Source organism: Clostridium sp. (assembly GCF_036660475.1).
Classification (GTDB): domain Bacteria; phylum Bacillota; class Clostridia; order Clostridiales; family Clostridiaceae; genus Clostridium_J.
On record NZ_JAVXAO010000003.1, the window covers coordinates 306,561 to 333,239 of the forward strand.

The 26,679-nt window shown below is 30.9% G+C and carries 26 protein-coding genes and 1 pseudogene; 4 read left to right on the forward strand and 23 right to left on the reverse strand.

What is annotated here, in order from left to right:
- Positions 1-139 precede the first annotated feature (139 nt).
- The 12 genes from hypD to RSA29_RS06970 all read right to left on the reverse strand — a co-directional run bounded on the left by hypD (position 140) and on the right by RSA29_RS06970 (position 11,944).
- Positions 140-1,228, reverse strand: coding sequence for a hydrogenase formation protein HypD (gene hypD, locus RSA29_RS06915; protein WP_346942505.1), 1,089 nt, complete (start codon positions 1,226-1,228; stop codon positions 140-142).
- Between the two features lie 2 nt (positions 1,229-1,230).
- A complete protein-coding gene (locus RSA29_RS06920; protein ID WP_346942504.1) occupies positions 1,231-1,449 on the reverse strand; it encodes a HypC/HybG/HupF family hydrogenase formation chaperone in 219 nt (72 codons plus the stop codon).
- Positions 1,450-1,568: 119 nt separating this feature from the next.
- On the reverse strand, positions 1,569-3,914 hold the full coding sequence (hypF, locus tag RSA29_RS06925; RefSeq protein ID WP_346942503.1) for a carbamoyltransferase HypF: 2,346 nt from the start codon (positions 3,912-3,914) through the stop codon (positions 1,569-1,571).
- A gap of 1 nt (position 3,915) precedes the next feature.
- Positions 3,916-4,572: a hydrogenase nickel incorporation protein HypB gene (hypB, locus tag RSA29_RS06930; RefSeq protein ID WP_346942502.1), complete on the reverse strand. Its 657-nt coding sequence runs from the start codon at positions 4,570-4,572 to the stop codon at positions 3,916-3,918.
- Between the two features lie 81 nt (positions 4,573-4,653).
- The gene (hypA, locus tag RSA29_RS06935) at positions 4,654-5,007 is read right to left on the reverse strand and encodes a hydrogenase maturation nickel metallochaperone HypA (RefSeq protein WP_346944388.1); all 354 of its coding nucleotides are present in this window, start codon (positions 5,005-5,007) and stop codon (positions 4,654-4,656) included.
- A 69-nt stretch (positions 5,008-5,076) separates the two neighbouring features.
- A complete protein-coding gene (locus tag RSA29_RS06940; RefSeq protein WP_346942500.1) occupies positions 5,077-5,538 on the reverse strand; it encodes a hydrogenase maturation protease in 462 nt (153 codons plus the stop codon).
- On the reverse strand, positions 5,535-6,950 hold the full coding sequence (locus RSA29_RS06945; RefSeq protein WP_346942499.1) for a nickel-dependent hydrogenase large subunit: 1,416 nt from the start codon (positions 6,948-6,950) through the stop codon (positions 5,535-5,537). Before RSA29_RS06945 ends, RSA29_RS06940 begins: the two co-directional genes overlap by 4 nt.
- 2 nt (positions 6,951-6,952) lie before the next feature.
- Positions 6,953-7,882 carry a hydrogenase small subunit gene (locus RSA29_RS06950; protein WP_346942498.1) on the reverse strand — a complete coding sequence of 310 codons (930 nt, stop codon included), beginning with the start codon at positions 7,880-7,882 and terminating at the stop codon, positions 6,953-6,955.
- Between the two features lie 304 nt (positions 7,883-8,186).
- Entirely contained in the window at positions 8,187-9,020 is an 834-nt protein-coding gene (locus RSA29_RS06955; protein WP_346942497.1) for a hypothetical protein, read from the reverse strand.
- Between the two features lie 163 nt (positions 9,021-9,183).
- Complete coding sequence (locus RSA29_RS06960; protein ID WP_346933537.1) at positions 9,184-9,396, reverse strand: hypothetical protein; 213 nt, start codon at positions 9,394-9,396, stop codon at positions 9,184-9,186.
- A gap of 67 nt (positions 9,397-9,463) precedes the next feature.
- Positions 9,464-10,843 carry an MATE family efflux transporter gene (locus RSA29_RS06965; protein WP_346942496.1) on the reverse strand — a complete coding sequence of 460 codons (1,380 nt, stop codon included), beginning with the start codon at positions 10,841-10,843 and terminating at the stop codon, positions 9,464-9,466.
- Between the two features lie 210 nt (positions 10,844-11,053).
- Positions 11,054-11,944: a LysR family transcriptional regulator gene (locus tag RSA29_RS06970; RefSeq protein ID WP_346942495.1), complete on the reverse strand. Its 891-nt coding sequence runs from the start codon at positions 11,942-11,944 to the stop codon at positions 11,054-11,056.
- A gap of 119 nt (positions 11,945-12,063) precedes the next feature.
- Between RSA29_RS06970 and RSA29_RS06975 the strand changes: the two genes are divergently transcribed.
- The gene (locus tag RSA29_RS06975; RefSeq protein ID WP_346942494.1) at positions 12,064-13,254 is read left to right on the forward strand and encodes a coenzyme F420-0:L-glutamate ligase; all 1,191 of its coding nucleotides are present in this window, start codon (positions 12,064-12,066) and stop codon (positions 13,252-13,254) included.
- Between the two features lie 152 nt (positions 13,255-13,406).
- Here the strand turns inward: RSA29_RS06975 and RSA29_RS06980 are convergent, their stop codons facing one another.
- From RSA29_RS06980 to RSA29_RS06995, 4 genes are all read right to left on the reverse strand, one after another.
- A complete protein-coding gene (locus tag RSA29_RS06980) occupies positions 13,407-14,375 on the reverse strand; it encodes an aromatic ring-hydroxylating dioxygenase subunit alpha (protein ID WP_346942493.1) in 969 nt (322 codons plus the stop codon).
- A 277-nt stretch (positions 14,376-14,652) separates the two neighbouring features.
- Complete coding sequence (megL, locus tag RSA29_RS06985) at positions 14,653-15,849, reverse strand: methionine gamma-lyase (RefSeq protein WP_346942492.1); 1,197 nt, start codon at positions 15,847-15,849, stop codon at positions 14,653-14,655.
- A 203-nt stretch (positions 15,850-16,052) separates the two neighbouring features.
- A complete protein-coding gene (locus tag RSA29_RS06990) occupies positions 16,053-17,348 on the reverse strand; it encodes a sigma 54-interacting transcriptional regulator (RefSeq protein WP_346942491.1) in 1,296 nt (431 codons plus the stop codon).
- 601 nt (positions 17,349-17,949) lie between these two features.
- A complete protein-coding gene (locus RSA29_RS06995; RefSeq protein ID WP_346942490.1) occupies positions 17,950-18,771 on the reverse strand; it encodes a nitroreductase family protein in 822 nt (273 codons plus the stop codon).
- Between the two features lie 312 nt (positions 18,772-19,083).
- Between RSA29_RS06995 and RSA29_RS07000 the strand changes: the two genes are divergently transcribed.
- Complete coding sequence (locus tag RSA29_RS07000; protein ID WP_346942489.1) at positions 19,084-19,962, forward strand: LysR family transcriptional regulator; 879 nt, start codon at positions 19,084-19,086, stop codon at positions 19,960-19,962.
- 173 nt (positions 19,963-20,135) lie between these two features.
- Here the strand turns inward: RSA29_RS07000 and RSA29_RS07005 are convergent.
- A pseudogene (locus RSA29_RS07005) lies at positions 20,136-20,315 on the reverse strand (hypothetical protein); the annotation flags it as partial.
- A 23-nt stretch (positions 20,316-20,338) separates the two neighbouring features.
- Positions 20,339-21,022, reverse strand: coding sequence for a Crp/Fnr family transcriptional regulator (locus RSA29_RS07010; RefSeq protein ID WP_346942488.1), 684 nt, complete (start codon positions 21,020-21,022; stop codon positions 20,339-20,341).
- A 280-nt stretch (positions 21,023-21,302) separates the two neighbouring features.
- Between RSA29_RS07010 and RSA29_RS07015 the strand changes: the two genes are divergently transcribed.
- Positions 21,303-21,503, forward strand: coding sequence for a 4Fe-4S binding protein (locus RSA29_RS07015; RefSeq protein ID WP_346942487.1), 201 nt, complete (start codon positions 21,303-21,305; stop codon positions 21,501-21,503).
- A gap of 68 nt (positions 21,504-21,571) precedes the next feature.
- Positions 21,572-22,129, forward strand: a complete 558-nt coding sequence (locus tag RSA29_RS07020) for a 4Fe-4S binding protein (RefSeq protein ID WP_346942668.1) — start codon at positions 21,572-21,574, stop codon at positions 22,127-22,129.
- 64 nt (positions 22,130-22,193) lie between these two features.
- Here the strand turns inward: RSA29_RS07020 and RSA29_RS07025 are convergent, their stop codons facing one another.
- The 5 genes from RSA29_RS07025 to RSA29_RS07045 form a co-directional block, all read right to left on the reverse strand.
- Entirely contained in the window at positions 22,194-22,343 is a 150-nt protein-coding gene (locus RSA29_RS07025; RefSeq protein ID WP_346933303.1) for a clostri-philic family protein, read from the reverse strand.
- A 104-nt stretch (positions 22,344-22,447) separates the two neighbouring features.
- Positions 22,448-23,347 carry an arginase gene (gene rocF, locus RSA29_RS07030; protein WP_346933302.1) on the reverse strand — a complete coding sequence of 300 codons (900 nt, stop codon included), beginning with the start codon at positions 23,345-23,347 and terminating at the stop codon, positions 22,448-22,450.
- Positions 23,348-23,757: 410 nt separating this feature from the next.
- A complete protein-coding gene (locus tag RSA29_RS07035) occupies positions 23,758-24,288 on the reverse strand; it encodes a VOC family protein (RefSeq protein ID WP_346942486.1) in 531 nt (176 codons plus the stop codon).
- On the reverse strand, positions 24,254-24,976 hold the full coding sequence (locus RSA29_RS07040) for an EcsC family protein (protein ID WP_346942485.1): 723 nt from the start codon (positions 24,974-24,976) through the stop codon (positions 24,254-24,256). Before RSA29_RS07040 ends, RSA29_RS07035 begins: the two co-directional genes overlap by 35 nt.
- Before the next feature lie 461 nt (positions 24,977-25,437).
- Positions 25,438-26,679, reverse strand: a 1,242-nt coding sequence (locus RSA29_RS07045) for an FAD-dependent oxidoreductase (protein ID WP_346944389.1), incomplete at its 5' end; no start/stop codon positions are given.

Sequence of the window (26,679 nt, forward strand, 5' to 3'; positions counted from 1 at the left end):
AATCATACCCCTTATCTATCATTGTTCCTAGGTAATATTATATTTGTTATGGTTAAAATATGCAAATATAAATATCTTATATATCTAATCCTTTCCAACTTTATTCTTCCAAATATTATTTGTAATTTGCACATACTTCTCAACTCTCAAAACTATATACAATTCCACAAGTACCTTCCTGCGATACCATACATGGACCCACTGGATTACTTGGCCTACAAGCTTTTCCAAAGAGGTTACATTCCTTTGGTGATTTAATTCCCTTTAATATATCCCCACATATACATTCTCCGTTTTCTCTTTCACTCCTAGATTGTATATTGAATTTTACCTTAGCATCGAAACTTCTATATTCATCCTTAAGTGTATATCCTGTATTCACCAGCCTCCCGAGACCTCTCCAAACACTATGGTCTGGTGTAAACACTTCCCCTAATATGTTTTTCGCCTTATCATTTCCCTGATTCTTCACAAAACCTTTATAAAGATTTTTGCACCCATACTCCTTTTTTTCTTTCATATCTACAATTGAAAGTATTCCCGCTAATATATCTACACCCTTAAATCCACATACCGCCATAGGAATTTTATATTGCTTTGATAATTCACCAAATACTTCATTGCCAATTATCGTTGCCACATGGCCTGGACATATAAACCCGTCTATATTAATAGATTCATCTAGTACTAATGCTGCCATTGTATTTGGCATGGTTTTTAATGAATGTAAAACTGAAAAATTATCTATACCATTTTCCTTTGCTTCTTTTATTGTAAGTGCCATTAATGGTGCTGTAGTTTCAAATCCTATAGCTAAAAATACAACTTCTTTGTCATAATTATCCTTAGCTATTTTCAATACATCTAAGGGCGAATATACTATTCTAATATCATTTCCTCTAGCCCTCTCCTCCGCTAATGAAGTTCTACTACCTGGTATTTTAATCATATCTCCAAATGTAGTAACTATTACATCTTTCATTCTACTTATACTTATTGCATCATCTATATAGCTCTGCGGAGTTACGCATACAGGACAACCAGGCCCCGATAATATTTTTATATTTGAAGGTAGTAGCTTGTCTATTCCACAATTATAAATACTTCTTGTGTGAGTTCCACAAACTTCCATTATGTTTATCTTACTTTTACATGATAGTTCTATACTATTTAATAACTTCTTGGATAGTTCTATATGTTGTGAATCTATAATTTCTTTATACATCATAACTATAGCTCCTCTATGAAACTTTTAAATATATTTAAAGTCTCCACAGCTTCTTCTTCATCAACCTTTTCTATGGCACAACCAGCATGAACTAAAACATAATCTCCTAGCCTTAAGTCTTCAATCAAGCCTGTATTTACAAGTTTTTTTATCCTACCAAACTCTATTAAAGAATCCTTACCACGTATTTCTATAACCCTTCCGGGGATTGCTACACACATATATTTACTCCTTATAAAAATTATTTTAATGAACAACAAATCAAAGATGTTAAGGATACTGGCTTATTTTTTTAAGATGACTTAAATCCCTATAAATAATCAGCTAACACACAACTTAATTAATGCTGATTTGCCTTTAATAATTCACTTGCAATAATTATTTGACCTATGGATAACCCTCCATCATTGCATGGTATAAGACTATGGGTTAACACCCTAAAGCCACCTGCCTCAAGCTTATTCTTTATCCCAATTAGTAGTATTTCATTTTGAAATACACCTCCACTTAAAGCCACTGTATTTATATTATAAATTTCTCTAAGTTTCATAGAAATCTCGCTAGAAAACTCAACTATTGTATTGTGAAATTTGGAGGCTATTTCACCAACACTAATGAATTTTTCTAAATCCTCTAAAACCCCTATAACTATTTTATTTGTATTTATAATGTAACTATTACCTTGAAGCTCTATATCATAGCAATAATGTTCTTCATATTTACAATCTGATAAATCTGTTATGGAATCCATATAATTTTCTGATATATTTTGTAGGTATATAGCCGCTTCGCCTTCATAGGATACATCCTCCAAAAATCCTAAAAGACTAGCAATTCCATCAAAGAATCTCCCCATACTAGATGAAAGTGGAGAATTAACTTTCTTTTCAACCATGTTAACTATTATATTTGTAGGTTTATCCTTAAAGTACTTTCCTACGTAATATTTTAATAAGGTCATTTTATTATTTATACTTGACTCTTCTTTTAATTCGAGATTTAAAGCTTTATATAAAAGTGATACTCCTATCTTCCATGGTGACTTCACTGCTCCATCTCCACTTGGTATTGGAAAATAATTAACGTGTGCACCTCTTATAAATTCTTTACTATCACATATCAAAAATTCTCCACCCCATAAATTCCCGTCTTCACCATAGCCTACTCCATCAAAAGCCATTCCAATGACTTTATCCCAAGCCTGATTTTCAGCCATACAACTTACTATATGACTATGATGATGGTATACTCCTATGGCTATTCCCCTGAATTCCTCCAAATATTTATCATACCAATAGTTGGGATGCATATCATAAGCAACTATACTTGGTTCTATCTTATATATTTTCTTCATATGTTCAAGATTCTGCAGAAACCTGTTATAGCATTCAAAACTTTCCATATCTCCAATATGAGGACTTGTAAAAATGTCTACTCCCGTACTTATGGAAAACCTATTTTTAAATTGGGAGCCTAAAGCTAGCACACTTTCTTCATAATATAGCTTATTTTTACTTAAAAATGGCGCATATCCTCTAGCCCCTCTTATAAGTCTCTCCTCATTTAACACTACACTTGTTACTGAATCATCTATAGGCATATTGATTTCTCTATCATGAATCAATAAATAATCTACAATACCACCAAGGTTACCTATAGCATCGGAATCCTTATATATTATAGGTATCTCACTTCCATTGCCACTTGTAAAAACTATAACTTGTAGTTCTTTATCAAAAAGTAAATAATGAAGAGGCGTATAGGGTAATAAAATTCCTAATCTGCTACTTTTAAAAGAAATGTTGTGAGGTAATCTAGTATTTTTTTTCCTTAAAAGTAATATAGGCTTTTTATTACCTGTTAAAATTGACCTTTCTTTCTCATTTACATAACAGTACTTATAGACTATGTCCTCATCCCTCATCATTAAGGCTAACGGCTTTTTGCTGCGATGTTTTCTTACCCTAAGCTCCTCTATAGCCCCAAAATTCTCCCCATCACATATAAGATTAAATCCCCCTAGACCCTTTACTCCAATTATTTTGCCTTCCTTTAATAGTTTTCTAACCTGTTCTATTTCATCAGCACAAACAAGAATTTTCCCCTTTTCATCCAAAAGAGTTACCTTAGGCCCGCATTTAAAACAACAAGTAGGTTCTGCATGAAATCTTCTATTTGAAGGATTTTCATACTCTGCTCTACAATCACTACACATTTCAAAGGTTTCCATTGTTGTATATTTTCTATCATAAGGAACAGCTTTTATTATAGAAAACCTAGGACCACAATTTGTGCAATTGGTAAATGGATAGCGATACCTTCTTCTATTATTTTTATCCAGCAATTCCTCTTCACACTCTTTACAAGTAGCTATATCTGATGAAATTAATGTAGTTCCACAGTTTTCATCACTACTTTCCATTATAATAAACTCACTAAATTTCTTTAGTAGTTTTAACTCTTTAATTTCAATTGCTTCAATACAACTTAACCTAGGAGATTTTTCTATAATATTCTTATGGAAATTTTCTATATCCTTCATATCCCCTTGCGCCTGTATAACAACACCACTAGCTGTATTTTTAACCCACCCTTTTAATTTGTTTTCCAAAGCTATTCTATAAATAAAGGGCCTAAATCCAACACCTTGAACTAGTCCCTTTACCACAATCTCTTTAATATCCATACTATTTAGCTCTTTTCCCTTCTATTTTAGAGGTAAAATACCCTGTTAATTCACCTAATCCCTTATTTTCTCTACAAGAAATCTCCACAACCTTAATATCCTTGTTTAAGGAATTTACATCTCTATAAAACTCTTCTTTATTAAAATCCGTTAAATGTATCATATCTATTTTATTCAGTATTACTACAGATGAACGTTGAAACATTGAAGGGTATTTAAGTGGTTTATCATTGCCTTCTGTAACACTCATAACTACCACTTTCATGTCCTCACCTAAATCATAGGATGCTGGACAAACTAAATTACCAACATTCTCTATAACTAAAAAATCTAATCCTTCCTTATCTATATCCTTTAATGCTCTCTCTACCATAGAAGCCTCTAAATGACATCCTCCCCCTGTATTAACTTGAACTACTTTAACATTATGTTTTTCTATTCGTTCCCCATCCTTGCTTGTATATAAATCACCTTCAATAACTGCCATATTATACTTATCTTTAATATTGTCAATTAACTCTTCAAGTACTGAAGTCTTACCTGCTCCAGGGGATCCAAGTAGGTTTATTGTAAATATATCCTTCATTTCATCTCTTATCTTTCCTGCTATCTCATCATTATTCTCTAATATGTTTTTACCTAGTATTAAATTTTTCATACCACCATTCTCCATACTTCGTAATTACTTTCATATCCTTAAATTTTATATTCCATGGCTTCTTCATTTCCAACTCACTTTTTATTCTCCCTCTATCCTATAAAGCAATATCTCATATCCAGAAGTTATCTCACTACTTGTCTCATTACAATCTGGGCATGTTTTCCTTGTAAAACCTACATTAAATTCCTTGCTACATTTACTACAGTATGCCCTACCTCTGATTCTATCTAGTTCTAAGTCAGCTTTCTCACAAATACTCCCTTGACTTAAAGCTTCAAATGCAAATTTCATAGAAGAATCTTCTATACAAGAAAATTCCCCAATTTGCAAAATTACCTTGGAAACCTTAGTTATATTATTTTTCAATGAATTCTCTTCAACCATCTGAATTACTGAGCTAATTATAGATATTTCATGCATAATTTTCACCATAAATCTTATTTTCAGTTCTTATAATTCCCAATATCTTCAATCCCTTATTAAACATAAATTTCTCCCTCATTAATACTTAGTTAGTTTAACTATAGTTTTAATTTCCTCAATCACATCCATAGTAATGTTTAAAAACTTATCATCTAAAGTCTTAGATAGTTCTAGGGAATAATCTACTTTTTCTACCTCTATTCCTATTAAATATCCCTGAATATGTCTATATTCTTTTCTCAGAATTTTAAGTAAACTATCACTGTGCATATCTCTACAATCACTTATGAAGTCATCACTTTGCTGAAATGTATAGCTAGAAACCTCTCCTGCCTTTCTTCCTAAAAATGTGCTATCAACGATTATAACTATATCCTCATCTTCAATCTGATCTAGACAATATAAATAGTCAGTTTCCCCTAATATAACCTTCACATTTTCGCCATAGTTTTCAACCTCTCGTCCTATAACTTCAATCACTTTTACCCCTATACCATCATCACATAGAAGAATATTACCTATACCAAAAATCTTTATCATACTATATTTATAGTCATAGGCTCATGCCTATCGCTAGTAATATGTGCAGCACAATTTAGGCAAGGATCAAAACTCCTTACTATTCTTCCTATCTCGACGGGATGGGCAATGTCAGCTATTTCAGTTCCTATTAACGCTTCCTCTACGGGCCCTCTAACGCTCTTATTATCTGTAGGCGATAAATTCCAAGATGATGGTGGTATTAATGTATAATTAGCTACTACTTTATTCTCTATAGAAAGCCAATGACCAAGGGCACCCCTTTCTGCTTCAATTAACCCAACCCCCTTTGCTACTTTTGGTATATCCCATTGTTGTTGATATGCTTTTCCTATTTTTAATAGATCGATTAACCCTTCTATTGATTCGCAAATCTTCATTGCTTCTAATGACTTAGATAGTATTCTGTCCATTGCAGATATTCCACCCTTATAATAGCCATTTAAAGTCATGCGAGCTAAAGCCCCCACTTCCATAGCATATCCCTTATATCTAGCAGCATTAACCCAACTATACGCTCCCTCTTTATATGGGTTAGGTTTAGTCTCAACATCAACTCCCGGGATAATTATCTGAGAATTTCCTTCTGTCCAAGTTCTTGAAATATTCTCTGTTATATTATTAACCTGAAAATCTTCCCTTACACCATTTATCATAATCCCTGGTGAGAAAGAATTAATTGGCGAATTATAATCATCGAATAAACCATAGCACATTAAATTTTTATTCCCACTCCCCATTTTAAAATAATCATCATATGCTTTTGCTATAATATGCACATCTGGTATTAACTTATCTTCAATAAACCTCTTTATTACATTTATACTGTATTTAATCGTTGATATCTGTGGCACATCAATATTCGTTGTAGTTCCTCCTACAAATATTCCATGGCAATGAGGTACCTTACCTGCAATTTCAGCTATAGCTCTATGAGCTTCTCTACTATATTTTATTGCTCCTAAATAATCCTCATTTATTTTCTTTGTATCTGCTATTGACAATCTATAATCAGCTGCATTATCACCTTCTATTTTGTATAGTGGATTTAAATGGATTATATTTACATAGTCAGGAAATACAAAAAAGTATATATGCCTTAGATAATTCTGTATGAACTCAAAACCATTAGCAATGTCCCTAACTATCTTACCATTATAATCAGATGTAACCGCCATTGCGTCTTCTAATGCAAGCGTTGCAGCCATGGTGTGATGTGTTGAGCAGATTCCACACACCCTGGGAGCAAGCCTTATTATATCTAGTGGTGACCTACCTTTAAACATACTCTCAAAACCTCTAAACTGACTTCCACTGCTCTTAGCTACTACAACCTTATTATTAGCAACTTCCACTTCTATACTCAAAAGTCCACTTACCCTAGTTATAGGATCGATTATTATTTTTCCCATAATTAAAAACCTCCATATTTTACAAAAGGTTCTGTTCCATCTGGAAATTTTGGTCCTGCACATCCTATACAAGTTGTGTTATCTCCAATAGGCCAGTTGTCACTACCATTCCATCTGCTTATAGGACAATAAGCATAAGTTATTGGTCCTCTACACCCTAATGCAAACATACACTCTTCTTCCCCAAACTTCTCTGCAAATATACCTGCATCAAAAAATCCTCTTCTTGCACAATTATCATGTATTAACTCCCCATAGTATGATTTTGGTCTTCCCTCAACATTTAATTCAGGAAATCCATAAGAAGTAATATATCCTAAAACACCCATAGTCCAAACTGGATTTGTTGGACATCCCGGTATCCTAATAACGTTATTCTTTTTTAAAAACTCTGGAATGCTAACCGCCTCTGACAAATTAGGTTTTGCTGCAGTAGGACCTCCATAACATGCACAGGTTCCAACAGAAATGATATACTTTGCATTTTTTGCTATAGTTTCAACAGCCTCCATTGCAGTTATTTTTCTACCTTTATAAGTTGCAACCGTTGTATAAAGTCCATTATCTTTGAGTGGTACCGCTCCACACACTAGAAAAACATATTCAGTATCTAAAGTTGCTAGTATCCTTTCATATCCTTCTTCCCCTTCATCTCCACTTATACTTCCTAAAAATCTCAAATTAACAAACTCACTAAGTAAGTGTATAACATCTGGTTCCTGTGCATTTAATAGTGAAATTATCTCTCCAAAACATCCCGATACCTCTAACCATATAGCATTTATTCTGCTCTTTTTTCCTAACTGAACATTGTCAATCGCCTCTTTAACAAGGTTAATTGCAAGTTTTTCTCTACTTTCCTCGGAATTATTATACTTACAACTATTGCAATTTCTGGAACTCTTCAATTCTTTATTATGTTTATTGCTCATAATACCTCCCATAGATTATTACTAACAATATATTCTTAATTTTAAATATTTATTACTATTGATCACTACCACTTAAGCTATCCTTACGAATTTTTTTAATTGAAGAATATCTTCTAATTATCACAGCTGTTACTTCTGTATTCTTAATAAATTTTAAACATAATCTCACAAAAATTGGATTTAAATATTACTCTTAATACACGAGTAATATTTAAATCCAATTACAATATTTTTGCTAAACTCTTTTGAATGGTTTTGATATCACTTTAACTCATAAATATAAACTCCTATCCAATTCAGAATTTCACTTATCGCAACTCAGAAGTTCCACATGATCATTAAATATATTTTCAATTTTAATCTTATGCATATTGATTAATTCTTGCATACTCATACCATTTATAGATTTGCTAGTAGCTCTTTTAAAACAAGCCACGTTTTCAATATGACATTCCATTATTGTAATTAACACAACTTCAACTACCTGAAACTTTTGATCTAACGATAAACCGTCTAACAACTTCGCAATGTTTTTAAATATAGCTTCTGTTTCCATAGCCATTTGTTTTATCTTCACCTCAAGGGATGCTTCACTTACTTTCCTTATTTTTACCCCATTCATTTCTTCACACTTAAATTCATTATAATGAAAATCATAGATTCTTTTGAATTTCCCAATATGAATCTCCAGTAATTCATCAAAAGTCATCCCATTAATAGACTTTTCTTTTATTGAAGTTAAACAAGGAATATTATCTATATAAGCCTTAAACATATCCTTGAATTGATTGATATGCATCTCTAAAATCTGTCCTGGAGTCATACACTTTGCAATATCTCTCACCTTCAAAAATTTATATTCAATTTGTTTCTTAATATTATGCTTTATCATAGAAAGGTGCTCTAGTGAAATAACCTTTGATTCATCTTTAACACCCTCATCTAATTTATCATTGGCGATCTTATCTTCTATACAATTTTCATAATAACGTCTTAAACTCATTCCCTGTGTTTTAATGCAAGTTTCTGTTGTTCTAGCATAAAAATCTTCATCCTTCAAGTCTACTATTCCTAATTCTTCTATACCTACAAACCTTATTGGCACAATATATTGATTTTTTTCTACAGATATATTCATGTTTGTCCCCTTTTTTAATCTCTCCCTACATTATATTCATCAAAACTAGCTTTGTGCAAAATACCTTTATTTACATTTAATTTATTCCCTTAACCACGCTAAAAAAGCCTAAGGTATATTTAATATATTCCTTAGGCTTTCAATATTACAAACTGATAAAGTCTTATTTAATTTTTTCTAAAAACTTATATGTACCCTCATTGTGTACCTGTTCAAGCAAGTTATTATAAAGTTCTCTTAGTTCTTCTGGTGTAGTCATTCCAATCACATCTATTTCATCTGTATGTTCCCTAAAATATAACTTTGTACTTATATATTTTCCGTGAACACTATCTAGCACATAAAGTATCTCTTTTTCATTCAAATCTATTTTCATACTTATCACCTCTAAATAAATATATTCTATAAAAGTACTATATTTCCTTCAATTTTCTAAAATATATCTACTCTATTTTCATTGGCTTCTTCTTAAAGAAATAAATTGTAATAAATAATGTAGCTATCTCTGCAAACACTATCGATGTCCATATTCCATTTTCACCTATAATCATTGGTAAGAATATAACTCCTCCAATTAAGAATACTAAACTTCTTGAGGCTGCAATAATTGCTGATATTAATGGCTCATTTATAGCTGTATAATACATTGATGATACAACATTAACTCCCATTATAAGCATAGCCACTGCATAGAATTTTATTATGTGCACTGCAATTCCTCGCACTTCAGGATTATCACCTACAAACATATAAACAATGCTGTCTCCAAATACTAAAAGTCCACCTGCAAGTATTACTCCACATACTAAACTTGCTATAATCCCAATTTTCCTAAATAATAAAACCCTTTTAAAGTCTCTACTACCTCTATTAAAACTTACTCCTGGATTAATAGCTGTAGCAATACCAAAGAAAATTGCAATTGCAATCATGGCTGCATAGTTTGCAACACTATAAGCTGCAACTCCCATAGTTCCTATTTCTCTCATAATTATAATATTAAAAATTAATCCACTTACACCTACTGATATATTACTTAGTAACTCTGATGACCCATTAAAAAGCATGTCTCTAATGATTGTAAACTTAAAATTAGGTTTTACAAACCTCCATGAGGATTTAATTAGAATGACTAACATCATTGCTATAACTGGTATAACCTGAGCAACTCCTGTTGCTAGCGCGGCTCCTGTAATTCCCATATCAAACTTTGCTATTAAAACATAATCTAAAACAATATTTATAATAGACCCTGATATTGTACAAACTATAGGCAATACTGGAAACCCATCATTTCTTAAAAACATATCTAATGTAAATGCACCTAAAAATGGAATTATAAATATAGAAATAATTCTAACATAGTTAGATACTAACTCATGAGTATCACTCTTAGCTCCAAGTAAATTTGCAATTCCATCAGAAAAGAAAACCGCTACTATTGTAGTAATAGCCCCTATAGCTACTATTAAAAACACAGTAATAGTAAAAAAGTTATTACTCTCCTTTAAATTTTCTTCACCTCTTTTAATGTTAGCCAAAGTTGCTCCTCCCATGGCAATCATTACTCCAATTCCAGAAATCACATTAAATAGCGGCATAGAAATGTTAATCGCCGCTAAAGCATTAGCTCCTACAACCTGGCCTACAAAAATACCATCTATAATTCCTGCTGAAGTCATGGCAATCATTCCTATTATTGCGGGAATGGCATAATGGAAAAATATTTTTACAACACTGTCTTTTCCCAAGTTTATTTTTTCTTTTTTCCTACTTCCACCCGTACATTCTTGATAATCTTCTTCTCTAATTTTTTCTTTCATAAAAATTTTCTCCTTCGTTTTGATGTTAGGCATCTGCAAATAAATAATAAGTCAAATATTCGTGGAGACTAACTTATTTATTTTTTGAAAATACTTTATATAATCATCAAATAATTTATCCTCTGTAAACAGTCTATTTCTGATTATAAACTATGGTGTTACTCTATGGTCAACCCTCTTTTAAAATGTCATAATTAACGAACTATTAAATCACTCATAATTCCCCTCTAATATCTCCACAAACTTTGTTGATGCCGGTGATAGGGGTACGCTTTTTAGAAAACATAATCCAATACTTCTTTTTGGTATTTCCTCTATAAGTTTTACCTCATGAAGTACACCCCGTTGTAAATACTCCTGAGAAAACTCTTTAATAACACAAGCTATTCCTAAATTTATTTTTGTAAATTCTAACAATAAATCATAGGATCCTAGCTCAATTTCTGGAGTTATCTTAACTCCTTTAGACAATATATATTTTTCTACATATTGTCTTGATATAGATATAGGTTCTAAGAGTATCAATGGTAATTTTGCTATTTCATTAAAAGAAAGTTTATTAGAGCATACGGACTTATACTTTTCTCCACAGACAAAAATATCGTGAATATCTATACATTCTCTTAGCTCTAAAGCTGAATCTTCAATGGGAAAATTACAGATTGCAATATCTACTTCTCCAGATTTTACAATTGAACAAAGTTCTAGTGTTGTACCGTTGATTATCTTAAATTTTATATTAGGATATTCATTATGGAATTTTTCTAAATAAGGTAATAAAAAATATCTCGATATGGTATCCCCTACCCCTATTTTTAAATTTCCCGTCATTAAATTTTTTGTTTCTAAAAGCTTTTCTTCCCCAACATTAATTAAATTTATAGCTGAACTTGCATATTCAAACAAAAGCTTCCCTTCATTTGTAAGGACAACTCCCTTAGATGTTCTTGTGAAAAGACGTATATCCAACTCTCGCTCTAATTGCATAATGGATTGGCTTACTGCTGGTTGTGTCATATACAACGCCTTTGCTGCCTTTGAAAAACTTTGATGTTTACCAACCTGACAAAATACTCTATATAAATCCAATCTACTTATCATATAACTCCTCCTTATACCTCTTATTCAATCTATTTATTTTACTTATACCACTAATATAGTGTATATTACAAGTATAAGTTTGAAATGAATAAAATTTTTAAATATAAGGAGAGATTGCAATGGAAAGAGTAGTTGGAACTGTCGTTAGAGGTCTTCGTGGGCCAATCATAAATAAAGGTGATAATATTGAAGAAATCGTTGTAGCTAGTGTATTAAAAGCTGCAGAAGTAGAAGGTTTTTCAATTAATGATAAAGATATAGTTACTGTAACTGAGTCTATAGTTGCCCGTGCACAAGGAAACTATGCATCTATTGATAATATTGCAAAAGATGTAAGTGAAAAATTTGGTGATGATACTGTAGGAGTAATATTTCCAATCTTAAGCCGTAACCGTTTTGCCATATGCCTTCGTGGTATTGCAAAAGGAGCTAAAAAGATTGTATTAATGCTTAGCTATCCATCTGATGAAGTTGGTAACCACCTAGTAGACCTAGATATGCTTGATGAAAAAGGTATTAACCCTTGGACAGACGTTTTAACTGAAAAACAATTCCGTGACAATTTCGGGTATGAGAAGCATACTTTCACTGGTGTTGATTATGTTGAATACTACAAATCTCTAGTTGAAAGCTATGGAGTTGAATGTGAAGTTATATTCTCAAACAATCCAAAAACTATTCTTGAGCATACAAAAAGCGTTCTTACTTGTGATATCCATACAAGATTCAGAACTAAGAAGATATTAAAAGCAAACGGTGGAGAAAAAATATATAGCCTTGATAACATTTTATCAGCTTCTATTGATGGTAGTGGATGTAACGAAGCTTATGGTCTTTTAGGATCAAATAAATCAACTGAGGAAACTGTTAAGCTTTTCCCTCGTAACTGTCAACCAGTAGTTGATAATATTCAAGCAATGATTAAAGAAAAAACTGGAAAAACTGTTGAAGTTATGATTTATGGAGATGGAGCATTCAAAGATCCAGTAGGAAAAATTTGGGAACTTGCTGATCCAGTTGTATCACCTGCTTACACTTCTGGTCTTGAAGGTACTCCAAGCGAAGTTAAATTAAAATATTTAGCTGACAATAACTTTGCTGACTTAAAAGGTGCAGAACTTAAAGAAGCTATCTCTAACTACATTAAGAACAAAGATGCTAATCTTGTAGGTGCTATGGAATCTCAAGGTACAACACCAAGAAGACTTACTGACCTTATAGGTTCTCTATCTGATTTAACTTCTGGTAGTGGAGATAAGGGTACACCTATGATCTACATCCAAGGTTACTTCGATAACTATACAAAATAATATATAAGTGAATTACTTATTCACATAACAAAGAGTAGTCCTCATTAATTTGAGAGCTACTCTTTTTTAATAGATTTTAAATTTAGTTCCTATTGAATAATATTGAAATATAGACTTGTACCATGATATTGTTCTACTATTAATTTTTATTGTTAACTTCTCTTGTTAAGTTCATCTCTTATCAATCTATACTTAATAATAGGACCATCTCCCACTAATAACTTTTCACTTGATATTAAAGATGAGGCTTTTGGCTTTTGTGTTATAACTAACCTTTTGTCTTGCCTCTCAATAACTCTATTTGCAAACTTACCGAAATAAGCAATTATTTTATTCGCAAATTTAAATTTGCTTACCTTACAATAAAATCTTACATAAAGTATTGTATTTTCATCATCTACTGGTGCAAAGTATATAAGCACTTTTATTTTTGGGTTAATTAAATTCATCCACATGTTAGGAAAAATAAAATTTAAATTTACATCTTTAATAATACTTTCTTCAGGTATCTTAGGAACTTGTCCTTCGTCTAACTCATTGTTTGCACTAGTTCTTAATATATTGTTTTGATACTCTACTTTAGGTCCATTAACAAGAGTTTTATTTCCTCTACCGATAGTATTATAGTGTACAAATGGAACGTGGACAACATCTAATTGATTTTCTATGCAACGTGAATAATGAGATGCCCACTGGTCTTCTATTTCGCTATATACATAAGACTCATCTAAATAATCATGAAAGAAAGGTAGGTCACTCGGTGCTTTTTCCTCATCCCCATACCACAAATAAATAATTCCATTCTCTTCCTTCACCAAATATGATTTAACATTATATCTACTTATATCCTCAGTAGATGATTTTCCATTCGCCGGAATAAATTTACACCTGCCAATTGGATCAAACTCTAATCCATGAAATGGACATTGGATACACTCACCCTTTACCTTTCCTAAGCTAAGAGCTACACCCCTATGTGAACATTGATCGACTACACAAGATAATTTATTTTTTTCATTCCTAAACAGAGCAAGATTTAAATTGAGTCTCTTTACTGCTAAAATTTTATTGCTTTTAACAGACGTTGACGGAAGAATAGCATACCATTGATTAAATATCATAAATTTCCCCCTTACACCTTTTAATATATAATTTATTTTTTGTAACAAATGCCTTTAACTCTTAATTCATATAATATATCTTCACTTTATCTTTATATATAATGTATTCATACCTATTTTATTATATATATATAATCATTACAATAAATACTATATATTTGTAGTGTTCCACTTTAACTCTCTACGGGTTATACATTACCATTTTCATATTGACTCAACAAAAACCATAAGATTATCTATTTAAATAATCTTATGGTTTTATTCTTAACTACCTAATTTAAGAAATAGAATTTAAAGCCTTTTCTAAATCACTTATTATATCCTCAACATTTTCAAGACCTACAGCTATTCTTATCAATCCATCGCTTATACCAGCCGCTTCTCTCTCCTCTTTAGTATATGGTGAATGGGTCATTGATGCCGGATGTTGAATTAAAGTTTCGGCATCACCAAGACTAACCGCTATCTTACAAAGTTCTGTACTATTTAGAACCTTCTTACCTTCTTCAACTCCACCAATTACCTCAAAAGCAATTACTGCCCCTGGTAAAGACATTTGCTTCTGCGCTAATTCATATTGTGGAAAACTTTCTAATCCTGGGTAGTAAACTTGTTTTACTGAACTATGTGCTTCTAAGAATTTTGCAACTTTCATAGCATTCGCACAGTGCTTTTCCATTCTTATCTCTAAAGTCTTCATACCTCTTATAATTAAAAATGCATCAAAGGGACTTAAACATGCCCCTGTCATATCTTTTACTCCAAATAATCTAACATTCTTTATATATTCAGCATTTCCAACTACAAATCCAGAAATTACATCTCCATGACCATTTAAAAACTTTGTTCCTGAGTGAATTACTACGTCTGCTCCAAACTCAAGTGGTCTTTGAATATATGGAGTACAGAAAGTATTATCTACCATTACTATACATTCCTTATTTTCGTGAGCTATTTTGCTTACAGCTTCTATATCTACAAGTTCAAGATTTGGATTTGCTGGTGTTTCTAAATAAACTATTTTTGTATTCTCTCTCATAGCCTGTTTTACTTCTTCAAGATTAGTAGCATCTACAAAGGTTACTTCTACTCCATATCTACTTATACCGTGATTTAAATAAGCATAGGTACATCCATAAAGAGTTTTAGCTGCTACTACATGGTCTCCAGCCTTTAATATTGTCCAAAATGCAGATGCAACGGCTCCAATACCTGATGAAGTAGATATTGCTGCTTCTGCGCCTTCTAGCATTGCTAATTTCTCTTCTAATTGAGTATTAGTTGGATTTCCAAGTCTGGAATATATATATCCACCCTCTTCAAGAGCAAATCTTCTTCCACCTTGCTCTGCAGAGTCAAATATAAAGGTTGCTGTTTGATGAATAGGTGTAGCTAGTGATCCATATTGATCTTTTGCATGTCCACCATGAATAGCTCTAGTTGCAAAACCCATTGTTTTTAAATTATTTCCCATTATTATATTCCCCCTAAAGTTTATTCCTCTACAGATTTATAGAGCAATATCTATGCCAACATTTAGACATTATACTTTAGTATTATACCTACAATTCAAATATGATTTTTCCAGTAATGTAAATAAATATTTACATATATTCTTTTAAGTGTATAGTTTTCTTTACATATGTAAAAATAATTTTACATATGTAAATGTAATCCTTATCCATTTATCTTATATTTCCTAATTTTATTCATTATTGTAGTATGAGAAACCCTAAGTATATTTGCAGCTTTTCTATAACTTTTATAGTTCATAATGACTTTTTCCAGAGTTTCTTTTTCATATTTTTCCATTATATCCTTTAATGGTAGCTGTAAATTTTCAATTGCATCATCTTTCAAAATATTTTTAACGGTATTACTATGATTGCTATTTCTAATATCTATAAAAAGGTCACTAATTGTTAATGTTTCCTCTTCACATAAATTCATTGCTCTTTCTATAACATTTTGCAATTCTCTAACATTTCCAGGCCAATTATACTTCATCAATTGGAAAATAAATTCAATATCAGCTTCCTTAATACTTTTATTCAACTTAACATTTAGTTTATTTATAAAATACTGTACTAATATTGGAATATCCTCTAATCTTTCATTTAATGTTGGAATACACATAGGAATTACATTTAATCTATAATATAAATCTTCTCTAAAAGTCTTTTCCCTAATCATATCCTCAAGACTTTTATTAGTTGCAGCTATAAATCTAACATCTATACTTTCTTCTTTATTACTACCAATCTTTCTAATTTTCCCTTCTTGCAGCACTCTTAAAAGTTTAGCTTGAATAAACATAGGAATTTCTCCTATTTCATCTAGAAATAATGTCCCCCCATTAGCCTCTTTAATAATACCTTCTCGTCCTCCTATCATTGCTCCTGTAAAGCTTCCTTTCTCATACCCAAATAATTCACTTTCTAATAGTGATTCTGGAAGTGCCGCACAATTAATTGCAATAAAACTATGCTTTCTCCTAGGACTTTCTTCATGTATAGCCTTCGCAAAAATCTCCTTACCAGTACCACTTTCGCCTCTTAAAAGCACTGTGGAATTACCTTTTGCAATAGTTAAAGTCATATCCTTAACTTTTTTTATAGCTTCACTTTTTCCAATAATATTTTCAAATGCTCCCCCTTCTATATTTGAAATTACATTTACACTCTCCTTTGGATTATTAATATTTTTTGTTAAATCTATAGTTGCATGCAATTTTCTCTCTTTCTGCTCATAATATAGTAATTCCATTTCTTTAACGGAAATTACATCTTTAATACTTGAAATTTCGTCCATCAAACTAATTTTCGTTTCTAATTCAATAGTTTCCAGTTTCACACATACTTTTTGGAAAAATACCTCCATAGAAATTAAATTTATTCCCCGCCTATAAATTCTCTCTAAAATTTCTACAGTTATCCCCAATCTATCCCTTGTAATTATTTCAAACCTAATCATATTAACTCTCCCTTTTAAACCCTAATCTACCCTTTTGATAATATCTGTAACTAACCATTTAACACCTTCAGTATCTACCCCAATTGCTACCCTTCTTCACTAGCTGTAAATGCTATTTGTTATAGCTGCAAATCAAAACAAATCTGTTAATCCACAATACTTCCATTAGTTATTTCTTCATAGCCTATGGTATTTCCTTCTACTGTATATTTAAGTGACACTGTAAATCTTTGATTTAGTCAGTGGAATTTACTCAAAACTACATCATGGTGAGTCCAATTATGCAACTTTGAATTTTTTACATCCATTTTAAAAAGAGTTGTATCAAAACCTACTTTTGATACAACTCTATATTTTTTACTTTTACTTGTAAATCAGATGCAATAGTGTCTATTTCTCTTATTTACATCAAGTTCTTGCCCATGTTAATTCACTATTCTTGCGGGTTCCTTATTCTTGAATGTTGCCTTGGGAATTTTCTATTCCATTATTTAATTCTTTCACCCTTGCTATATAACTTTATAGCCATAAATATTATTTTCACAAGCTAAATCCATTTTAGTTGTAATATCAGTAGCTTTCGCATACAGAGAATAATATCTTACTTCCAAGTTATTTCTGATTCTTTTCTTGGAGCTGTTCTTGAATATTTTATATCTGGATACCCTATTACCATACATGTAACAATCTTTTTATTTTCATCCAATCCTAAATACTCCATAATTTTTTTATTTCCTTCTGCTGCTTTTACAAAGAATCCACTAAAAAATGTTCCTAGACCTAATGCATTAGTCATAAGCTCCATATTTGAAGATGCTAATGATGCATTCACTTGTGAATCTGATACAACAACTATTATAGCTGGAGCATTAAAGAACATTCCATCTCTTGCTGTTTTATCTACATTATAGCTTTCATACATTCTAAGCCACATTTGCGCATACCTTTTATATATCATTGTTTCTGGAGTTAAGTTTGCAAGCATTATAGTTCCTAAATTATTTAAACTTGCTATTGCCATTTCCTTTAGTTCTTCTATACCATCTTTAACTACTACATAAGATACATTTTGACTATTTGTTGATGTTTGAGTAAATCTTCCTGCTTCTATGATTTTAGAGATCTTTTCTACTTCTACATCTTTCTTTTTAAAGTATCTTACACTTCTTCTAAATTTGATAAAGTTCATTAAATTATCAGCATCTACTGTAAACTCTTCTTTATTATAGTTTTTCACTTCATCCATATTATATTCATCTGTTGATACCGCACTTTTAGGGCAAATAGCCACACAATGTCCACATTTGAAACAAGCTAAATTTTTCATATTTGCTTTTCCATCTATAAGTTCTATATCTCTTGCAGGACAATCCTTAATACATAAGTTACACCCTATACATTTTTCTTTATTTACTATCATCATAATTTATTTCCTCCTTATACTTTGCCTCTGGAGTTACCCCCCATTTTACACATAACTATTTATTTATCCATACCTAATATCTCATTTACCAAACTTGTTACTTTGACATATCTATAAATAAATTTTATAATTATAAGATATAATAAATGTATTGATAACATTTATATTGTGATTATATCACTATATAAATAACTATGTCTAATCATTGTTATTCATATACTTATAACTTTTAGTTATATATAATTGATAGTAACAATGTATAGTACAACGTTAAATATACATTGTAAAAATAACTCTAATAGGAGAATATAAATGAATTTACAACAGTTAGAATATCTTAAAATAATAGCAGAAACAGAAAGCTTTACAATTGCTTCAAATTTATTATCCGTAACTCAGCCCGCTTTAAGTAAGGCAATTTCAAATTTGGAATCTGAACTTAATGTACCATTATTCGAAAAGAATGGTCGTAATATTAAACTTACTAATTTCGGAAAAATATTTCTATCTCATACTAATATAGCTTTAAATGAAATTGAAAAAGGCAAACAAGAATTAAATGATTTAATTAATCCTATTACATCTAGTATATGTATTTCATCTACATCTAGTATTGGGACCTATTTTATGCCTTTTATAATTAGTGATTTTTTAAACAAGTGTCCTAATAGTAAATTTCAATTTAGCCATCAATCTGTACCTGAAATATTAAGTAATCTAAAGAATAGGAAGATAGATTTAGGATTTTACGATTGTGTTGATAATATTGATTCACATTTAGAAATTGAATCAATACCTATAAAAAGAGAAGAATATGTTTTAATTGTTTCTAAAAATCATACTCTTTCAAATAGAGTTGAGATTTCTTTAAAGGACTTAAAAGATGAATCCTTCGTCGCATTTTGTGATTCATCTAAAGATAAGATGTTATCTTATGCTGAATTTTTAGGCTACATTCCTAAAATTTCTATACAGCCTAGTGAAGCTAGTATGCTTGAAGTGTTAGTTGCTGCTGGTGCTGGTATTTCTATAGTTCCAAACACCCCAATTATTAATACAAATACTCTTTCTGTTATTAAAATAAAAGAAAACATTAAAGATAGAATCATTCATATGGGTTGGCTTAAAGACGCTTATATGTCACCTGTATCGAAATTATTCAAAGATTATGTTATTTCATCAATTGTATAATAACTAATTATTATACATAAAAAGTACCTATATGTAATACACTTCTTTAAATGTATTACATATAGGGTGGGAAACTGCGAGATACGTGTAAAAACCGACCACCATGTGGAAAAATTTACATAGTGCCGGTTCTATTATTTTTTCAATATTAACATTTTCTAAATTCAATTTTTCTAATAAACTATCACTTGTTCCAAAGTTACAGTCATCAATCCTATTAAGCAACGTATTACTGTAGCTATTGAAAATATAGCAATTTTCTTACTTTCATGCCAACCACTAAGCTCAAAATGATTATGAAGTCGTGCCATTTCAAAAACTCTCTTTCCAAAAACTTTAAAAGAAAATACTTGCTTTTATTATCTCTTTACCCTTCTCAATTAAGCAATTCTTTCAAGTCACCTACAATCTGAATTTTACCTCTCATAACCTTTATATATCCACGTCTTTCAATATCCTTAAGCTTCCTGCTAACAACCTCTCTAGCTGAATCTATCTGGAAGGCTAGTTCACTTTGGGTTCCATAAATTATGTTTGATTTTTTACTTATTAATAGTTTAATTAATCTATGTTCTATTGATTCATGAGATCTTGCTTCTTTATTTTCGATAACCAATTTAAATTTCACATACAAATCTTTATATATTTCCTCAACAAAATTTTTATCCCTCAAAAAATATTCTTTAACTATTTCTGGTGGGATTATTGCCACTAATGAATCTTGAATTGCTTTACCTACAATATTCAAGGATTGACAATTAAGAAAACAGCTTAATGCTTCATGACATATATCTCCTCTTCCTATATTATAAAGATTAGTCTCATTCCCCTCTTGATTTATTCTATGAATATTTATATTCCCTTTTATTACAAGAATAAATCCACCACAGCTACCTTCAGCAGTTTTTAAATATTCGTTTGCAAAAATATTTTTGAATACAATATTTTTTCTTAGTATTTCCCCATTATTATTGTCTACCCTTTTTAACATGGGATAAGCCTCATATACCTCTTTAATTGCCTTATTGAATTGCTTTATATTTTTCTCCAAATTCTCCATTAACCTTCCTCCAATGAACTTATACTTCTATTTTTATAAACAATCTATTTCAAAAACTATTATCCCTCTTCTTGTATTGCCATAAAATTCAGTCATTATTTTAACCCAAAATATCTCCATACTGCCCCACCTTATGTGACTTAGTCACGTCCTTATTTTAATTATATGCATATAATTAGAATATATCAATAAGGCATCTTCAAAAATAAATTAATCAGTATCATCGGATATTTGACTTATTATTTATTTTCATGTGTCTAATACAATTTGGAGGAATGAAATGATAGACAAAAAAATTCTTAGAAAAAAAGCATTTGTTGATGGAAATTATTGTGTAGCCTGTGGCGCCTGCAATAAAATTTGTCCACTAGGGGCTATAACTATTGAAAAGGGTATTGTCGCTAAAATTGATTTAGATAAATGCATTGGGTGTGGTAAGTGTGTAAGTGCTTGTCCTGCCTCTGTCATTAATTTAGCTTAGTCTCAAATTATAAACTTAACTATTAGGAGGATTGAAAATTGAAGAAGAAAAAATCACCATGGGAGTATATGTGGATTATGACCATCTTATATCTTCTCTTAGGCCTTTTTAATATACTTTTTGCTTGGCTCGGCTTACTTTGCTTTATTATTCCACTAATAATTTCCTTGTCAAAAGGCAATAAAAGTTATTGTAATAAATATTGTGGTAGAGGTCAACTTTTAAATCTATTAGGTAATAACCTTAAACTCTCCAGAAAGAAACCTATGCCAAAATTTTTGAAGACTAAATACTTCAGATACGGATTTATGATTTTCTTTTTAACCATGTTTTTAAATATGTCCTTTAACACATACCTAGTATTTAAAGGAACTTCTAATTTAAAGCAAGTATTAACACTACTTTGGACCTTTAAACTTCCTTGGAATTTCCAAGAATTATCCTCAATCTCTCCATGGATTTCTCAATTTGCCTTTGGATTTTTTAGTTTGATGGTAACTTCAACTATACTTGGAATTATAACTATGGTATTGTACAAGCCACGTTCATGGTGTGTTTACTGCCCCATGGGTACTATGACACAAGGTATTTGCTTAATCAAAAATAAAAATGATATTTCTAAATAATTTAAAAGGAAGTAACCAATTTCCGCTAAATTGGTCCCTTCCTTTTTATATACGTATTTATTTTTTATAGTTGTTTATTATTCTTTATACTTGATTGTAAGCATTCATCATTTGATTTCTTTTGTGGATTGCCCTCATTGTTTTGATTTTTATGTAACCTTTGTCTTCTTTCACCTTTTTGTTCTGGATTACATGCACCTGGTTTATTTGTCATATTAAACACATCCTTTCATTAAGTAGTTTCTACTTTTTCAAGGATTTTATGTAAGCTTCTTATTAGATATCTAAAATAACTAACTTATTTTTTCAGAATATACCTTATACTAATTCACCTATTTTTTTAATTAATCTAAGGCAATTTTGTAGTGTATCTACACTTTCATCTAATCTTGGATTGAATTCTACAAAATCCATAGATTTTACTAACCTAGTTTCAAATATACTAGTAAGTAGCTTTTCCGCACCTTCAAGATTAATTCCATCTGGTACTGGTGTTCCGGTGCCCTTTATAAATGTAGGGTCTATAGAATCTATATCAAAACTTAAATGTATATTTTTTATTTGTCTTTCTGATAGGGTTCTATTAAGCTCTTCACACACCTTATCTATGCCTAATTCTTTTACCTTATCCATTGTCCACACTGTTAGATTCAAGTCTTCTATTAGCTCAAGTTCACCCTCATCTAAGTCCCTTGCTCCTATAATAAACACATTTTCTTTTTTAACCTTGATACCATTAAAGTATAAACTTGTTAAGGAATCATCTCCTACTCCCATAGATGCAGCTAATGGCATACCATGAACATTTCCTGAGGGGCTTGTTTCAAAAGTATTTATATCCCCATGTGCATCTATCCAAATAACCCCTAAATCTTCTGGGTAATATCTTGCTACACCGGCAATACTTCCTGTTGCTAAGGCATGATCTCCACCTATAACCATAGGAAAACCACCTGAACTTAGAGCACCATACACCTTATGAGCTAAATTTTCAGTTACATCTATAATTTCATTAATATATTTAGCATTAACACCAGCTTCAAATGGCTGTTTTTCTAGGGTATTATCTACATATAGATTACCTAAATCATATACCTTATTTCTTTCATTCTCCAGCAAAGTCTTCATACCATGCTCTCTCAAAACATTTGGACCATTTTCAACTCCAACTCTATCACATCCGTAATAAAGAGGTACCCCGATTAAGTTTATATCCATAATTTACCCTCCGTTAAACTGCTTAAATATTATTAAATCAGTTTTTCTTTAATTAATTTTTACTATACATATTTTATGTCCATTTTTTTCCGGAAAATCCCTCAATGAACATATAAATTTATCAGCAAGTAATACTTTATTCCAAAACCAATTAAATTTCAATACATAAGTAAAATTTATATGTTAAAATCTTTAAAGCTCAGTAATTTATAGTAAATTAAGTTTATTAAAGTAAATAATATACAATGATAAATTCATCACTTGTATTAATTTCCCAGGAAATCAAATCCATTTGTTTTAACTACTATCTATATCAGCATTTTTTCATCACCAATTAAGCTATATTTTAAATTAACATTTGTACATTTCAATTTTTCAGTTTTTATCAAATGAAAGTATTAAACTATATATTAAAATGCTTGTATTAGTTCTAAAATATTTCCATCAATATCCTTAAAGTATACCGCCTTACTTACCCCAAAACCTTGATTACGCAAATCAAAATATTGTGGTTCTGATATGAATTCTACATTTAGTTTTTTTAATTTTTCGTATGTGTCTTCAATATCACTTACCTTAAAACAAATCTCTGAAATTGATATCCTGTCCAAGCAACTATTATTTTCCTTGAAATTGTGATTTGCAAATTCTATTAGCTCAACAGGAGGACAATTTACTTTATCACTTCCATTTAGATATGCAACCTTTACTTTGCAGTTATCAATTCCAAATAACTTATCAGTACTTTCACCCTCCATGACCATTTGGCCACAAAATTTAAGTCCTAATACATTTTTATAAAACTCAATTGACCTTTCTATATTACTCACAGTTATTCCTACATGTATAATTTCTCTTATCATTTGTCCTTTATCTCCTATCATCGTATTGTTTCTTAACTTAACTCTACATTTTAATAAAATATCTAAGTCTATACCCATTCATGGCTGTATCCCCTAACTTTTCTACTAATTTATAATTTGCTACTGCACCTACTGCTGCTCCAATAACAGGTAAAATTTGCAACAGCTTAGCTAAATCTATATAATCCCTATACTCTTGTTGAAAAGTTCTCCAGTCAAAATCCTCATGGTTTTTAGGCAAGGTCCTTAAATATTCATCCCAGTTACTTATTATATTGAATATCTCTATCCTCCTTTTATCACTACAAAATGCAATTTGAAACATATATAATATATATAATCTTTCTGTATAATCCTTGGTATCATGCCCATATATACTAGACATTTCAAATAGCAGCTTTATTTTCACACTTATAAGTATTGGAAAATCTGCAAGACTAGAAACAAATCCACCTGCTCCAGTGGCTGCCCCACTTACTGTACCCGCTTTTCTATAAAAATGAACCTTTTCCTTTGCTAGCATTTCTCGTTCTAATAAAGTTCCATACATTAACGGTTCGATAGTGGTATACTCCGACCCTAATAGAACTACACTAACCATATTTTTTATAACTTCAGTCACCAAACCATGAAATTTCTCTGGTATAATCCCATTTATCTTATTCTGTGCTGCCTTAGAAATATTATTCCCAAGTCCAGGCTTCTTTATCATCCTCTTTTTCCACTGATTAAGTTCCTCATAAGCTATACTTTCATACATATCCATAATATCCCCTACCTTTTATATAGTATATTGTATCACAATATACTATTCATATTCGGCTATATATCTTTGCTAAATAAAAAATAACACCCCACTACAAAATATATCTAACACTTCATAGTAGGGTGCAATTGAATCATTTTTTCTTTTTTACTTCATTCTTGCTTGGTTTTTTCCCTGAATTATTTTTATCTTTTCCAGCTTTAGATTTATCACCTTTTGTATCCTTGCCTTTAGCCATATTAAAGCCTCCTAATTAATAATTATACTAAAATATATTAATTGAAAAGCTAAATTATACCCAATTGCAATCACAAATAGTGATAATATTATTTATGCATCTTAATACTTTCCACTTACAATAATAGTTTTTTCACGTGCAAAGTATTTATATTTTTCATAATATTTATCTATATCCACATTCATCAAGTAATTTATATTCCCTATATTTAACTTTAACTTTATTAAACTAATTTTTGTGCAAAAATGTTATCTAAATCTAATTTTTTCACCTTTTTATGAATTTCTTCTGAATCCAATAAGTATAACCCCGTATCTTCCATCCTTTTAAAGTATTCAGCCCCTGCAAAAGTATATCTATTCCTTCTACCTTCCGTAGTTTGAACTTTTTCATTAGCATAAGCTATTATATCTCCAATAGCCAAATTTCTTGGTAGTACTAAAAGTGGCATTCCCAATTGATTTCTCACAGCGTTGTGACCAGCAAGTGACCCAGTTACCATCGCTTCTGTATGACCTACAAATAGTCCACTTTTTTCACCTGCACAAAATAAATTATCAAGTCCTAGTACCTTCATTTGATTACTTCTTGGTGCAACTGATAGGTATCTAATAGAATTACCTTTTCCTCCTGCATACGGATCCACAAACTTTGCATCTTCTAACCCTTCTATTTTTCTAAGTTTATCCAAAGGATAATAGGACGTCATAAGCTTTGCATGTCCTGTATCTAACAAAATAATGTTTTCAGCAAACTCCTTAAGTGCATATTGTTGACAAACTTTTTGTTTTAATTTATCTGTATTTATATCTTCAATTGGAACCTTTAATACTGCAACTCCATTTTCATTTAATTCCTTTAATAACTTTTCAGATAAAGTATCCTTTTCAAGCTTACATGAACCACTAAATGCTCCAAAAACATCTTCTTGCCTCTCGCCCTTTATATCTTCAATTCCAGCCCTATAACTAACACTAATCCTTGGCCCAAATGCTGGGCACCTTAATATACACATTGAACATCCATTTCCATATCTCAAGCAATTTCCCATTGGCCCTGTAGATCCTGTTGTTTCTATAAATGTATCACCTTCTATGTGTTCACCACTACTAAGATAAACACCCTTAATTTTTATTCCTTCCATGTCTACATCTACAACTCTACTCACCATTCTAAGTTTAATTCCCATATCTATTACATATCGTTTAACCGCTGGTTCTATTCTATTTACATTGTAAAGCCAAGCATGTTTATGACCTGGAAAATCTATATTTTTATGAAGAGTGTTAGCATCTGTTATTTTTATCAAATCTCCAGCTCCAAGTGCTATCAATTCCTCGGACGCTGTATATCTTCCATTATTTCTCATGATTCCACCAACGTTTCCTAACCCTAGTAGTAAATCAGTTTTTTCTATAATCTCTACTTCTGCACCGGCTTTTCTGGCTGCTATTGCTGCTGCACA

Coding starts and splice junctions, on each gene's coding strand:
- RSA29_RS07020 (WP_346942668.1), top strand. CDS start 21,572: ATGTGGATTATGACCATCTTATATCTTCTCTTAGGCCTTTTTAATATA.
- RSA29_RS07040 (WP_346942485.1), bottom strand. CDS start 24,976: ATGGATATGTATGAAAGTATAGCTTATGAGGAACTTAATCAGTGGAAA.
- RSA29_RS06950 (WP_346942498.1), bottom strand. CDS start 7,882: ATGAGCAATAAACATAATAAAGAATTGAAGAGTTCCAGAAATTGCAAT.
- RSA29_RS06960 (WP_346933537.1), bottom strand. CDS start 9,396: ATGAAAATAGATTTGAATGAAAAAGAGATACTTTATGTGCTAGATAGT.
- hypB (WP_346942502.1), bottom strand. CDS start 4,572: ATGAAAAATTTAATACTAGGTAAAAACATATTAGAGAATAATGATGAG.
- hypD (WP_346942505.1), bottom strand. CDS start 1,228: ATGATGTATAAAGAAATTATAGATTCACAACATATAGAACTATCCAAG.
- RSA29_RS06920 (WP_346942504.1), bottom strand. CDS start 1,449: ATGTGTGTAGCAATCCCCGGAAGGGTTATAGAAATACGTGGTAAGGAT.
- rocF (WP_346933302.1), bottom strand. CDS start 23,347: ATGGATATAAACTTAATCGGGGTACCTCTTTATTACGGATGTGATAGA.
- RSA29_RS07010 (WP_346942488.1), bottom strand. CDS start 21,022: ATGGAGAATTTGGAGAAAAATATAAAGCAATTCAATAAGGCAATTAAA.
- RSA29_RS06995 (WP_346942490.1), bottom strand. CDS start 18,771: ATGATGATAGTAAATAAAGAAAAATGTATAGGGTGTAACTTATGTATT.
- RSA29_RS06945 (WP_346942499.1), bottom strand. CDS start 6,950: ATGGGAAAAATAATAATCGATCCTATAACTAGGGTAAGTGGACTTTTG.
- RSA29_RS06940 (WP_346942500.1), bottom strand. CDS start 5,538: ATGATAAAGATTTTTGGTATAGGTAATATTCTTCTATGTGATGATGGT.
- hypF (WP_346942503.1), bottom strand. CDS start 3,914: ATGGATATTAAAGAGATTGTGGTAAAGGGACTAGTTCAAGGTGTTGGA.
- hypA (WP_346944388.1), bottom strand. CDS start 5,007: ATGGTGAAAATTATGCATGAAATATCTATAATTAGCTCAGTAATTCAG.
- RSA29_RS06980 (WP_346942493.1), bottom strand. CDS start 14,375: ATGATATTTAATCAATGGTATGCTATTCTTCCGTCAACGTCTGTTAAA.
- RSA29_RS06975 (WP_346942494.1), top strand. CDS start 12,064: ATGGAAAGAGTAGTTGGAACTGTCGTTAGAGGTCTTCGTGGGCCAATC.
- RSA29_RS07025 (WP_346933303.1), bottom strand. CDS start 22,343: ATGACAAATAAACCAGGTGCATGTAATCCAGAACAAAAAGGTGAAAGA.
- RSA29_RS06970 (WP_346942495.1), bottom strand. CDS start 11,944: ATGATAAGTAGATTGGATTTATATAGAGTATTTTGTCAGGTTGGTAAA.
- megL (WP_346942492.1), bottom strand. CDS start 15,849: ATGGGAAATAATTTAAAAACAATGGGTTTTGCAACTAGAGCTATTCAT.
- RSA29_RS06990 (WP_346942491.1), bottom strand. CDS start 17,348: ATGATTAGGTTTGAAATAATTACAAGGGATAGATTGGGGATAACTGTA.
- RSA29_RS07015 (WP_346942487.1), top strand. CDS start 21,303: ATGATAGACAAAAAAATTCTTAGAAAAAAAGCATTTGTTGATGGAAAT.
- RSA29_RS06955 (WP_346942497.1), bottom strand. CDS start 9,020: ATGAATATATCTGTAGAAAAAAATCAATATATTGTGCCAATAAGGTTT.
- RSA29_RS07035 (WP_346942486.1), bottom strand. CDS start 24,288: ATGGGTATAGACTTAGATATTTTATTAAAATGTAGAGTTAAGTTAAGA.
- RSA29_RS07000 (WP_346942489.1), top strand. CDS start 19,084: ATGAATTTACAACAGTTAGAATATCTTAAAATAATAGCAGAAACAGAA.
- RSA29_RS06965 (WP_346942496.1), bottom strand. CDS start 10,843: ATGAAAGAAAAAATTAGAGAAGAAGATTATCAAGAATGTACGGGTGGA.